The 12,661-nt window shown below is 69.5% G+C and carries 7 protein-coding genes; 2 read left to right on the forward strand and 5 right to left on the reverse strand.

The features are described from left to right. Positions 1-182: 182 nt before the first annotated feature. From xdhC to xdhA, 3 genes are read right to left on the reverse strand one after another with little or no spacing between them, the layout of a single operon-like run. The gene (gene xdhC, locus FHR94_RS01220) at positions 183-1,049 is read right to left on the reverse strand and encodes a xanthine dehydrogenase accessory protein XdhC (protein WP_183323710.1); all 867 of its coding nucleotides are present in this window, start codon (positions 1,047-1,049) and stop codon (positions 183-185) included. Beyond that, positions 1,036-3,480, reverse strand: coding sequence for a xanthine dehydrogenase molybdopterin binding subunit (gene xdhB, locus FHR94_RS01225; protein WP_183323712.1), 2,445 nt, complete (start codon positions 3,478-3,480; stop codon positions 1,036-1,038). The genes xdhC and xdhB overlap by 14 nt, the downstream gene beginning before the upstream one ends. After that, a complete protein-coding gene (gene xdhA, locus FHR94_RS01230; RefSeq protein ID WP_183323714.1) occupies positions 3,464-4,957 on the reverse strand; it encodes a xanthine dehydrogenase small subunit in 1,494 nt (497 codons plus the stop codon). Before xdhA ends, xdhB begins: the two co-directional genes overlap by 17 nt. A gap of 184 nt (positions 4,958-5,141) precedes the next feature. Between xdhA and FHR94_RS01235 the strand changes: the two genes are divergently transcribed. Continuing rightward, positions 5,142-5,825, forward strand: coding sequence for a TetR/AcrR family transcriptional regulator (locus FHR94_RS01235; protein WP_183323716.1), 684 nt, complete (start codon positions 5,142-5,144; stop codon positions 5,823-5,825). Here FHR94_RS01235 and FHR94_RS01240 read toward each other — a convergent pair. After that, a complete protein-coding gene (locus FHR94_RS01240) occupies positions 5,812-7,185 on the reverse strand; it encodes an NCS2 family permease (protein WP_183323718.1) in 1,374 nt (457 codons plus the stop codon). The genes FHR94_RS01235 and FHR94_RS01240 overlap by 14 nt on opposite strands. A 176-nt stretch (positions 7,186-7,361) precedes the next feature. On the opposite strand from FHR94_RS01240, the gene hrpB reads away from it, so the two are divergent. Further along, entirely contained in the window at positions 7,362-9,809 is a 2,448-nt protein-coding gene (gene hrpB / locus FHR94_RS01245; protein ID WP_246389774.1) for an ATP-dependent helicase HrpB, read from the forward strand. A gap of 3 nt (positions 9,810-9,812) precedes the next feature. Here the strand turns inward: hrpB and FHR94_RS01250 are convergent, their stop codons facing one another. Further along, entirely contained in the window at positions 9,813-12,569 is a 2,757-nt protein-coding gene (locus FHR94_RS01250) for a cation-translocating P-type ATPase (RefSeq protein ID WP_183323721.1), read from the reverse strand. Positions 12,570-12,661 lie beyond the last annotated feature (92 nt).

The raw sequence follows: 12,661 nt of genomic DNA on the forward strand, positions 1-12,661 counted from the left end.
TGGCCGACGCTCAGTCATCCGCGATATCAAAAGCCGCACGAGATGAGCGCCGGGGATAAGGCGTAGCGAGGGTCTTTTGCCATGGATGGCAAAAGTAGCGCCCAGGGAAGGGTCTACAGCGCCCTCGCGGAGGCTTGTCGCCGGGATAGCTCATCTCCTTTGTACCGGTTTGAAAAATGCGACTAGTTGCGTGAAGGGGAAAAGGTCTCGCGCAGGGCCTCCGGGGTCACGCCCCGTCGGTCGGCCCGTTCGGCCTCCGGCTTCAGTGTCAGCAGCTCGGCGGCCACCGCCAGGGCGATCTCGTAGGGCCGCTTGCCGTGGGCGCCGGGCACGCCGATGGGACAGCGCACCGTCGACAGCGCGGCCTCGCCATGGCCCGCGTCCGCCAGCCGGCGGCGGAAGCTCGCCCACTTGCTGTCGGAGCCGATCAGGCCGAGGGAGGCGCAGTCGCCGCGCCGCAGCAGGGCGTCGACCAGGGCGCGATCCTCGGCGTGATCATGGGTCATCACCAGGGCGTGACAGCCCGGCGGCAGCGAGGCCACGGCGGCGGCCACGTCCGGCCCTTCGGGGCCCATCACGAAGCGCCGGTGGTGCAGGCGCTCGCGGTCGCCCCCGCCGTCCGGGAAGGCGTCCTCGCGGCTGTCGAACCACAGGATGCGCCAGGGCAGAGGGGCGAGCACCTCGACCAGGACCTGGCCCACATGGCCGGCGCCGAATAGCGCCACCGTCATCTCGGCGCCGGCGAACAGCTCGATCAGCACGTGGACGTAGCCGCCGCAGCACTGGCCGGAGCGCCCGCCCAGAGGAAAGGCCTCCAGCTGGGTGCCGCTCTGGCCCGCGGCCAGCGCCTCCCGGGCCGCCTCGATGACCTGCCACTCGAAGGTGCCGCCGCCCAGGGTGTCGTGGACGCCGTCCTCGGTGATTACCATCTTGGCGCCGGGCTCCCGGGGGGTGGAGCCCGCCACCCCCACCACGCTGGCCAGTGCGTGGGGCCGGGTCTGGCGCTGCAGGCGGTCCAGCGCCGCGTGCCAGGCTTCAGGCCGGCGCATGGTCGGGCCTCGTCGTCGGGGTGGCGTGGGCCTGGCGCAGCGCCTCGGCGGCCATCAGCACCCGCTCGGGGGTGGCCGGGGTGTCCAGGGCCGGGCTGACCCGATAGTCGGCGAGGCCCGCCAGGGCGTCGCGCAGCGCCGACCACACCGAGATGGCCAGCATGAAGGGCGGCTCGCCCACCGCCTTGGAGCGGTAGATGCTGGCTTGGGAGTTGGGGTGGCCCTGGAGCAGCTCGACGTTGAAGGTCTCGGGCAGGTCGCCGAAGGCTGGGATCTTGTAGGTGGCGGGACCGTCGGAGACCAGTCGGCCGGCGTCGTTCCAGACCAGTTCCTCGCTGGTCAGCCAGCCCATGCCCTGGATGAAGCCGCCCTCGATCTGGCCGATGTCGATGGCCGGGTTCAGGGAGTCGCCGACGTCGTGGAGGATATCGGCCCGGCTGACCCAGTACTCGCCGGACAGGGTGTCGACCTCCACCTCGGCCACGGCGGCACCAAAGGCGTAGTAGTAGAAGGGCCGGCCGCGGCCGGTGGCGCGGTCATAGTGGATCAGCGGGGTGGCGTAGAAGCCTTTCTCGGACAGCGAGACCCGCCCCATGTAGGCCGCCTGGATCAGCTCTCCCCAGGGAATGCGCTGCTCGGCCTCGCCGATGCCGGCCACCAGGTGGCCGGCCTCCAGGCGCATGCTCTCGCGGTCGAGCCCGCCGGCCTCGCGGTCGAAGTGGGCGGCGGCGAAGTCGAAGAGCCGCTCGCGCAGCTTGCAGGCCGCGTCGCGGGCCGCCTGGCCGTTGAGGTCGGCGCCACTGGAGGCGGCGGTGGGCGAGGTATTGGGCACCTTGTCGGTGCGGGTCGCGCTGATACGCACCCGCGCAAGGTCGAGGCCCAGTTCCCGGGCCACTACCTGGCAGACCTTGGTGTGCAGGCCCTGGCCCATCTCGGTGCCGCCGTGGTTGATCATCACGCTGCCATCCGTATAGACGAGCAGCAGGGCGCCGGCCTGGTTGAGGTGCTGGACGGTGAAGGAGATGCCGAACTTCACCGGGGTCAGCGCCAGACCCTTCTTGACGATCGAGCTTTGGGCGTTGAAGGCGGCAATCTCGCGGCGACGAGCCCAGTAGTCGCTGCTGGTCTCGAGCTGGGCGACGATGTCATGCAGCAGGCCGAGCTGCTCCACGCGCTGGCCGTAGTGGGTGATGTCGCGCCCCTCCCGGTAGAGGTTGCGCTTGCGAATCGTCAGCGGATCCTCCCCCAGGTGACGGGCGATGTCGTCCATGGCGCGCTCGATGATCATCATCCCCTGGGGGCCGCCGAAGCCGCGGAAGGCGGTGTTGGAGGCCTTGTGGGTCTTGGCCCGCTGGCCGGTGACACGGGCGTCACCCAGGGAATAAGCGTTGTCCGAGTGGAACATGGCCCGGTCGACGATGGCGTCGGACAGATCCGGCGAGTAGCCGCAGTCGCCGATCACGGTGATCTCGCCGCCGGCCAGCACCCCCTGGGCGTCGAAGCCCAGCCGGTAGCGGTTGTGGAAGGGATGGCGCTTACCGGTGGCCCGGCTGTCCTCGGCCCGGGGCAGACGGATCTTAGTAGCGTGCCCGGTGCGCCGGGCGATAAGGGCCGCGATGCAGGCCCAGGGCGAGGCCTGGGTCTCCTTGCCGCCGAAGCCGCCGCCCATGCGACGCATCTCCATGGTCACCGCATGGAAGGGGATGCCCAGGACCTCGGCGACCAGCTTCTGGGTCTCGCTGGGGTGCTGGTTGGAGGTATAGACCATCACCCCCTCGTCCTCGGTGGGCTGGACCAGGCAGGCCTGGCCCTCCAGGTAGAAGTGCTCCTGGCCGCCGACGAACTGCTCGCCCTCCAGCACATGGGGGGCCTCCCGCAGGGCATGGCGCCAGTCGCCGCGCTCGTGGACGTGGGTGGGGCGCACGAAGTCCTCGCGCTCGGCGGCGGCGACCGGGTCCAGTGAAGCGGGCCACTCGTCGATCTCGACTACGGCTTCCTTGACCGCCAGGCGCGCGGCCTGGTGGCTCTCGGCGGCCACGGCGAACAGGCACTGGCCCACGTAGCTGATCTCCTCACTGGCGAAGAGCGGGTCGCCGGGGAACACCGGGCCGATGTCGGTGTGGCCGGGCACATCGGCCAGGGTGATCACGTCCACCACGCCCGGGGCGGCCTTGACCCTCTCCAGGTCCAGGCGGGTCAAGCGGCCATGGGCCACCGGTGACAGGCCCAGGGCCACGTGCAGGGTATCGGCGGGACTCGGGATGTCGTCGATATAGGCGGCGCGGCCGGTCACGTGCTTGATGGCGCTCTCGTGGGCCCGGGAGCTGCCCGCGCCGCCCTGGGGATCGACGGTCTCGCGGGCCAGGGGCGCGTCACCCTGGTTGCGATGTGTCTTGTCGCGGGGCAGGTCGAGTTCAGTGAGCGTACGCATCGAGGGTCACCTTGGTCGCAGGGTTGTTGTTGTCGACGTCGTCGTCGGCCGGGCCGTGCTCAGCCGCGATCATCAGGCGCAGCCGCTCAAGCAGGTTGCCGGCGGCGAGACGACGGTAGTCGGCGCTGCCGCGTACATCCGACATGGGCGTCAGTTCCCCGGCGAGGGCGGCGCGGGCCTCGGCGAAGGCGGCGGCGTCGGGGGCCCGGCCCTCCAGGGCGGCCTCGGCGACGGGGGCGCGGCGCGGAATCGCCGCCATGCCGCCGAAGGCCAGGTGGACGTCGCGCATCACGCCGTCGTCGAGCCGCCAGGCGAAGGCGGCGAGCACCGCCGAGATGTCGTCCTCACGGCGCTTGGACAGCTTCCAGACCTTGAGATTCGCCTCCGCCGCCAGCCGTGGCAGGAAGATGGCGGCGATGAACTCGTCCTCGGCCAGCGCCGTGCGCTTGTAGTCGAGGAAGAAATCCGCCAGGGGCAGCTCCCGGGCGCCCCGGGGGCCGTCCAGGCGCAGTCGGGCATCCAGGGCCAGCAGCACCGGCGGGGTGTCGCCGATGGGCGAGGCGTTGGCGACGTTGCCGCCCAGCGTCGCGCGATTGCGGATCTGGGAGGAGGCGAAGCGGTGCATCAGGTGCGCGAAGGCCGGGTATGGCGCGGCGAGCAGCGGGATCAGCCGCACGAGGGTGACGGCGGCACCGATCCACCAGCCCTCGGTGGTCTCCTCAATGACGTTCAGTTCGGCCACCTGGCGCACGTCGATGAGGTCATCCAGCGCCTTGAGCTGTTGGGTGGTCTCGAGCCACAGGTCGGTGCCACCGGCGACCAGGCGGGCGCCGGGACGCCTGGCCTTGAGCGCGCGCAGGGCGGCGAGGTCCTGGGGCGCCACGTAGTGTCCCCCGGCGGCCGGCTCGCCGTTGCGCGGGCGGCGCAGCCAGGCCACGTTGCCGGCGAGTTGGGCATCCTCGGCCCATTCGGGATCGGCCGCCGGGTAGTCGCCCATGGCGAGGGCGGCGTCGCGGATCGGCCGGTAGCCGGTGCAGCGGCACAGGTTGCCGCCCAGGGCCTCCTCGAGGCGATCCTGGGTGAGCGGCGCCGGCTGGCGGCGCTGGTTCTCGTAGAGGGTGAACAGCGACATCACGATGCCGGGCGTGCAGAAGCCGCACTGGCTGGCGTGGCAGTCGACCATGGCCGCCTGGGCCGGATGCAGACGCTCGCCGGCGGCCAGCCCCTCCACGGTGACCAGATGGCAGCCGTCGAGCTGATGGGCCGGGGTGATGCAGGCATTGGCGTTGTGGTAGACGAGCTTGCCGTCGGCATCCGGCTCGCCGATGGCCACGGTGCAGGCGCCGCAGTCACCGGAGGCGCAGCCCTCCTTGGTCCCGGTCTGGTCGAGCCGCGTGCGCAGCAGTTCGAGGAGGCTGGTGTCGGCGGTCACGTCCTGGCAACGCTGCCGCCTGCCGTTGAGGTAGAAGTCGATCATGGCCGGCTCCGATTGTGGTTATGTCAGCCGATAGGCAAGGGATGGCTTGATTCTTGACCATATGGTCAGCTTTCGCAAGTTTCCGAGGACATTTTTTCGTCCCGCCGCCCGCCCAATTGCCTTGATGGCGCCCTCTCAGGCAAGCTCTGGCCCCGAAGAGACCGTCTTCGAGAAGCGAGGGCCCATGGCCAAGGCAGACCACACCAGCGAACCGGAAGGCGGCGCCATCCGCCGGCGCAACGAGCAGACGATCCTGACAGCGGCGGAACGGGTCTTCGCCCGGCATGGCTACCGCGGGACCAGCCTCCAGGAGATCGCCGAGCAGGCGGGCCTGCCGAAGTCCAACGTCCTCTACTACATGGGCAGCAAGCGCAAGCTCTACGTCCGCCTGCTCGAGCGGATGATGGAGCGCTGGAACGTGATGCTCGACGATATCTCCGCGGAGGACGACCCGGTCGAGGTGCTCTCGGCCTTCATCCGCTCCAAGATGCAGATCTCACGGCGTCACCCCGAGGGGTCGCGGTTGTTCGCCAGCGAGATCCTCGGCGGAGCACCCTTCCTGCAGGAGTACCTGAGCGGCGAGCTGCGCGACTGGGTACAGAGCCGTGCCACGGTGTTCCGGGAGTGGGCCGACCGGGGCTTGATGGATCCGGTCGACCCGGTCTGGCTGATCTTTTTGATCTGGTCCTCCACTCAGCACTACGCCGACTTCGAGGCCCAGGTGCTGGGCATCACCGGTCGCGACTCGCTCAGCGACGACGATCTGGAGCACATTATCGAGTTCCTGACCCGGGTGGTCATCAAGGGCTGTGGGGTGAAGCACCCCGCGCCCCGGGCCAAGGATCCGTGGACCCTCACTGAGCGGTGACCAGCATCAGTACCGACAGTGCGGCGGAGACCCACATCGCCGGCTTGATCTCGCCGACCCGTCCGGTGAGCGCCTTGATCAGCACGAAGCTCATGAAGCCGAAGGCGATGCCCAACGTGATCGAGTAGGTCAGCGGCATCAGGATGATCGCCAGGAAGGCCGGCAGGGCCTGATCGAAGTGCTGCCAGTCGATCTTGCCGATGGGCGCCATCATGAACAGGCCCACCAGCACCAGGGCCGGGGCGGTGGCGATGCCGGGCACCAGCGACAGCAGTGGCGACAGGAACAGGAAAGGCAGGAACAGCAGGGCGATGGTCAGGGCCACCAGGCCGGTACGGCCGCCCTGGGCGACGCCGGCGCCGGACTCGATGAAAGTCTGGGCGGCGCTGGTGCCGAGGGGCGCGGCGATCATCGAGGCGAAGGCATCCACCGTCATGGAGCGCTTGAGGTTGCGCGGGTTGCCGTCCTGGTCCTTGAGGTCGGCGGATTCCGACAGGGCCATGAAGCAGGACAGCGCATCGAAGAAGTTGGTGAACAGCATCACGAAGATGAACGGCAGGTAGACCACCTTCAGCGCCCCGAGGATGTCCACCTGCATGACGGCGCCGAAGTCCGGCCAGGCGGCCAGGCCGTTCCAGGCCACCATGACCTCGTCGCCCCACAGCCGGCCCATGGGCGCCGCCAGCAGGGTGGTCAGGGCGATACCCATGATCAGGGCGCCGTTGAAGCGCAGGATCACGAACACGCCGGTGGCCACCAGACCGATGAAGAAGGTGGCGAGGCTGGCGTCCATGTTGCCAAGCGTGACCAGGGTGGCGTCGCTGCCGACGATGAAGCCGGCATTCTGCAGCCCGATGAAGGTGATGAAGAGTCCGATGCCGCAGGTGATGGCATAGCGCAGCGACAGCGGGATGGCCTCGATGATCGCGCGGCGTACGTTGAACAGTGCCAGCACGGCGAACATCACCCCCGACCAGAAGACGCAGCCCAGCGCCACCTGCCAGGTCAGGCCCGCGCCCAGCACCAGGGTGTAGGTGAACAGCGCGTTCATGCCCATGCCCGGCGCCACCAGGATGGGATTGCGGGCATAGAGGCCCATGGCCAGGCTGCTCATGAAGCTGATCAGCACCGTGGCCGAGAGGGCGGCGGAGAAGGGAATGCCAGCATCGGAAAGCACGGCCGGGTTGACCACGATGATGTACATGCCGGCCAGGAAGGTGGCGATGCCGGCGAGTATCTCGGTCTTGAGGGTGGAACCCCGGCGGCTGACGCCGAAGTAGGTATCCAGCCACGGAGCGGGGGCAGTCTGGGGGGTATCCGCCGTGACGTCCGCGGGGCGGGCAGAGGAGGAATGTTGCATGCGTCTTACCTTTGTTGTTGGTCGGCATGGGGACGTACCCCGACAACTTGACCTTTTGGTCAAGTTGTCGGCGCTTCAAGACTAGTCAAGAAAACAGTAAATAGGCAACAGTCAGAGCAATCCTTGTATACGAAAAGGTGATGCCGTTGCGCCGCCAGAGGAGACCGATGCCACCCATGAACGATGCCGAAGCCTCGCCGATCGCCTTGCCCATCGATACCCGTCTGGCCGAGATCCGCCAGGCTCTGGCCGACCATGCTCGAGCCTTGCTGGTGGCCGAGCCTGGAGCCGGCAAGACCACCCGGGTGCCGCTGGCATTGCTGGAGGCCGACTGGTGCCGCGGCGGGCGGCTGTTGCTGCTGGAACCGCGTCGGGTGGCGGCCCGGCTGGCAGCGGGCTACATGGCCGAGGCCCTGGGCGAGTCGGTCGGTGAGACGGTGGGCTACCGCATGCGCGGCGAATCCCGGGTGGGCCTGGCCACCCGGCTCGAGGTGGTGACCCAGGGCGTGCTGACCCGCATGCTCCAGGATGACCCGCTGCTCGAGGGCGTGGCGGGGATCGTTTTCGACGAGTTCCACGAACGCAGCCTGGAGGCCGACCTGGGGCTGGCGCTGGCCCTGGATGCCCAGTCGGTGCGTGAGGACCTGCGTCTGCTGGTGATGTCGGCGACCCTGGATGTCGCCGCGCTCACCACCGTGCTCGGTGAGGCCACCCCGGTGATCGACTGTCCGGGACGCCAGCATCCGGTCGAGACCCGCTATCGTCCGCCCCGGGCCCGAGACGATGCGGCCCGTCATCAGGCGGCGGTGGTGGCCGAGGCCCTGGCGTCGGCCGACGAGGGCGACATCCTGGTGATCCTGCCCGGGGTCGGCGAGATCCGCCGACTGGCCGGGCTCCTGTCTGAGCGTCTCCCTGACATCGGTATCCACGAGCTTCATGGCCGGCTGCCCCTGGTGGCCCAGCGCCAGGCGCTGCGCCCGGGCCCGCAGGGAAGGCGCAGGGTGGTGCTGGCCACCGCCATCGCCGAATCCAGCCTCACCGTGCCTGGTGTGCACCTGGTGATCGATGCCGGCCGCGAGCGCCTGCCGGTGTTCAAGTCGCGTACCGGCCTGACGCGGCTGGAGACCCGGCGCGTCAACCGGGCCAGCGCCGACCAGCGCCGTGGCCGGGCCGGTCGTCAAGGCCCCGGCGTCTGCTACCGGCTGTGGGCCGAGGAGCAGCCGCTGGCCCCGGACCGCGAGCCGGAGATCCGTCAGGCCGACCTGGCGCCGCTGGCCTTCGAACTGGCGCGCTGGGGCATTGCCGACCCCATGGCCCTGACCTGGGTCACGCCGCCGCCGGCCGCCCCTCTTTCCGCCGGGCGCGAGATGCTCGTGCGCCTTGGCGTGCTGAACGCCGAGCATCGGCTGACGCCGCTGGGCCGGGCCTGTACGCGCTGGCCGACCCACCCGCGCTTGGCGGTGATGCTCGAGCGGGCCGGCGAGTTCGATGCGCGGGCCCTGGCCTGTGGACTCGCGGCGCTGCTCGAAGGCCGCGACGTTGATGCCGAGCGGGATCTGGCCACCGCACTCGAGCGCCGCTTCGCCGTCCCCGGCGAGGATCGCGCCTGGCAGCGCGATACCCGGCGGCTGGCAGGCCGGATGGGGTGTCGGCTCGAGGCGCCGAGCCTGGCGCCGCTCGGCGAACTGCTGGCCCTGGCCTATCCGGAGCGGGTGGCGCAACGGCTCGCACCGGGGCGCTTCCGGCTGGCCGGCGGCGGCCAGGCGACCCTGCCCGGGGACCATCCCCTGGCTCATGCCGAGTTGCTGGTGGCGGTGTCGTTGGACGGCGAGGCCGGTGGCGGGCGCATCTTCCGCGCCGCGGTGCTGGACCCGGCGCGCCTGCCGGCGCTCCATCCTGAGGCCGGGGCGTGGCGCGAGCACCTCGAATGGTCGGACGCGGCGGGGCGCCTGGTCGGCGAGCGTCGGCGTGGCCTCGGGGCGGTGGTCCTCGAGCGACGGCCTCTGCACGACCTGCCCCCGGAGGCGGTGTGCCGGGCGCTGCTCGCGGCATTGCGCCGGCGAGGCCTGCCCCTCGACGAGGAGGTCCGACAACTCCAGGGCCGGGTCGCCCTGCTGCGCCAGGAACTCGGTAAACCCTGGCCCGACTGGTCCGATGCGGCGCTGCTCGAGACCCTGGACGACTGGCTAGGCCCGTATCTGGTGGGCCTGACCCGCCTCGACCAGGTCGAGGCACTGCCGCTGTCACGCATCCTGCTCGACCGCTTGGAATGGTCGCAGCGGGTGCGCCTCGACGAACTCGCGCCGACCCATCTCGAGGTGCCCAGCGGCTCGTGCGTCCGCCTGGACTACCGGGGCGAGACCCCGGTGCTGGCGGTCAAGCTCCAGGAAGTATTTGGCTGGCGCGAGGCGCCGCGGCTGGTGGAGGGCCGGGTGGCGCCCCTGCTGCACCTGCTGTCCCCGGCGCGGCGCCCCCTGCAGGTGACCGCGGACCTGACAAGCTTCTGGGCAAACGGCTACCCGGAGGTGCGCAAGGACATGCGCGGCCGCTATCCCAAGCACCCCTGGCCGGAGGATCCCCTTACCGCACCGGCCACGGCGCGTACCCGGCGGCGAGGAGGATAGGCTTCAGCGTGCCTCGGCGTCGCGATGGCGCGTGCCCGGGACGCCACTACCGACGCCGCGACCACGCAGCACTCCTTTCTCCAGCTCCACCACCAGGTAGATGGCCAGGCTGCCGGCCAGGATGACCAGCCAGTGGCCGATGCCCAAGCCTTCACTGGCGAAGATCCGCTGCATGAAGGGCAGGTAGGTCCAGCCCAGTTGCAGCAACACGATGATGGCGATGGAGAGCCATACCGGGCGGCTGCCGAAGAGGCCCGCCATCGTCAGGGTGCTGCCCAGCAGGAAGCGGCTGTTGATCAGGTAGGCAGCGCTGCCCATCACCAGCATGTTCACCGCGCCGGCACGTGCCAGCGCCTCGCTGCCCCCCTGAGCGAGGATACCGCTGAACATGCCGAAGACCCCGATCAGCAACAAGACCGAGACGAAGATCACCCGCCATAGCAGGAAGAGGTCGAGCAGCGAGGCGTTCGGATCCCGTGGCTGGCGGGCCATGATGTTCTTCTCGCTCGCCTCGAAGGCCAGTGCCAGGCCCAGGGTCACGGCCACGACCATGTTGACCCACAGCGCCTGAAGCGGCGTGACCGGGAGCTGGGTGCCGGCCAGCACGGCGAGCATGATCGCCAGGCCTTGGCCGCCGTTGGTGGGCAGGATGAAGGTGATGGTCTTGCGGATGTTATCGTAGACCTTGCGGCCCTCGCGGATGGCGTTGACGATGGTGGCGAAGTTGTCGTCGGCCAGCACCATCTCGGCGGCCTCTTTGGCGGCTTCGGTGCCCTGGATGCCCATGGCCACGCCGACGTCGGCCCGCTTGAGGGCCGGGCCGTCGTTGACCCCGTCGCCGGTCATGGCGCAGATACCCCCCTTGGCCTGCATCGCCTTGACCAGACGCAACTTGTGCTCGGGTGCGGCGCGGGCGAAGACGTCCACCTCGAGGATGATGGCCTCGAGCTCCGCGTCGGACATCGCCTCGATCTCGCGACCGGAGAGCGCGCGCTCGGTGTGGGCGAAACCCAACTGTCGGGCGATGGCCAGGGCGGTGACGGCATGGTCGCCGGTGATCATCACCGGCCGGATGCCGGCCGTCAGGCAGTCCTTGACCGCCTCGATGGCCTCGTCCCGGGGCGGGTCGAGCAGACCGACGAGGCCCAGCAGTACCAGGCCCTCCTCGGCGTGTTCGTCGTCCAGGGTCTCGACCTTTTGCAGTGGCTTCTCAGCGAGCGCCAGCACCCGCAGGCCGCGGGAGGAGAGGGCATGGATGCGCTCCTCCCACTCCGCCGGGTCCAGCTCGGCCTCGCCACCGTCGTCCCGGACCCGGTGGCACATCTCGAGCAGGCGATCCGGGGCTCCCTTGACCAGTAGCAATGGTTCGCCCTCCACCTCGTGCAGGGTGGCCATGTACTTGCGCTCGGACTCGAAGGGAATGGCATCCAGGCGGTCGTGGTCGCCGCGTAGGGTGCGCGCCTCGAGCCCTGCCTTGGCGGCGGCCACCACCAGGGCGCCCTCGGTGGGATCTCCATGGATGCGCCAGCGCCCTTCTTCTTGGGCGAGCTCGGCGTCATTGCACAGTACCCCCACCTTGAGGAAATGGCACAGGGCATGATGGTCATCCAGGCGCAGCGGGGTATCCTCGGCCGTGTCGTCCGTCACTGCGTGGAAGCTGCCTTCCGGCTCGAAGCCGGTGCCCTCCACCCGGAACTCGCCCTCCGGCAGCCAGATCGCCTGGACGGTCATCTCGTTGCGGGTCAGGGTGCCAGTCTTGTCGGAGAAGATGGTTGAAATGGAGCCCAGGGTCTCCACGGCAGGCAGGCGGCGGAGAATGGCGTTGCGCCGCGCCATGGCCTGGACGCCCAGCGCCAGGCCGATGGTGACGATGGCCGGCAGGCCCTCGGGAATGGCGGCCACGGCAAGGCCGACGCCGGCCATGAACATCTCGCCCAAGGGCTGACCGTGGACCAGGACCCCGAAGGTCCCGGTCAGCCCCGCGGCGACCAGGATGCAGATCGCCAGCACGCGGCCGGCGTGATCGATCTGGCGCAGCAGGGGGGTCTTGAGCTTCTCGACCTCGCGCAGCATCTCGGAAATCCGGCCGATCTCGGTATGGGCGCCAGTGTCCACCACCAGGCCGCGGGCGCTGCCCTGGACCACGATGGTGCTGGCGTAGACCATGCTGGTGCGGTCGCCCAGTTCGGTCTCCTTCTCCACCGCCTCGGTGTCCTTATCCACGGCGGTGGACTCGCCGGTGAGCGAGGCCTCGTCGGTACGCAAACGTCGTGCTTCCAGCAGGCGCAAGTCGGCGGGAACCCGATCGCCGCTCTCCACCAGCACGATGTCGCCGGGCACCAGCTGCTCGGCGGGAAGGGTCTGGCGCCGGCCGTCGCGCAGCACCTTGGCCTGGGGGGAGAGCATGTCACGGATGCTGTCCAGGGCGCGTTCGGCCTTGCCTTCCTGCAGGAAGCCGATCAGCGCGATGATCGCCACCACCCCGGCGATGGCCAGGGCGTCGACGACCTCGCCCAGCATCAGGCTGGCCACGGCGGCGACGATCAGCACCAGCATCAGGATGTTGTTGAACTGCGCGAGCAGGCGTTTCCACCAAGGGCGCGCCTCGGCCTGCTGCAGCTGGTTGGGGCCATACCGGTCCAGACGTTTTTTCGCCTCGGTGCTGTCGAGCCCGTCGGGACGGGCCTCGAGGCGTTGCCGGGACTCGTCACCCGACAGGGTGTACCAGGGTGTGGGGTCACGGTGATGTGAGTCGGTCATCCTTCTCCTCCGGCGCGAAAGCGGGTGGTAGTGTAAGGTCTACCACACACCATGCTGCAGCGCAGTGGCTCAGAACCGCTTCTGCTTGCAGT

This window comes from Halomonas cerina (assembly GCF_014192215.1).
Lineage (GTDB): Bacteria > Pseudomonadota > Gammaproteobacteria > Pseudomonadales > Halomonadaceae > Halomonas > Halomonas cerina.

What these genes read in the sequence shown, in the direction of transcription:
- xdhC (WP_183323710.1), bottom strand. Translation starts at nt 1,049, where the DNA reads ATGCGCCGGCCTGAAGCCTGGCACGCGGCGCTGGACCGCCTGCAGCGC.
- xdhB (WP_183323712.1), bottom strand. Translation starts at nt 3,480, where the DNA reads ATGCGTACGCTCACTGAACTCGACCTGCCCCGCGACAAGACACATCGC.
- xdhA (WP_183323714.1), bottom strand. Translation starts at nt 4,957, where the DNA reads ATGATCGACTTCTACCTCAACGGCAGGCGGCAGCGTTGCCAGGACGTG.
- FHR94_RS01235 (WP_183323716.1), top strand. Translation starts at nt 5,142, where the DNA reads ATGGCCAAGGCAGACCACACCAGCGAACCGGAAGGCGGCGCCATCCGC.
- FHR94_RS01240 (WP_183323718.1), bottom strand. Translation starts at nt 7,185, where the DNA reads ATGCAACATTCCTCCTCTGCCCGCCCCGCGGACGTCACGGCGGATACC.
- hrpB (WP_246389774.1), top strand. Translation starts at nt 7,362, where the DNA reads ATGAACGATGCCGAAGCCTCGCCGATCGCCTTGCCCATCGATACCCGT.
- FHR94_RS01250 (WP_183323721.1), bottom strand. Translation starts at nt 12,569, where the DNA reads ATGACCGACTCACATCACCGTGACCCCACACCCTGGTACACCCTGTCG.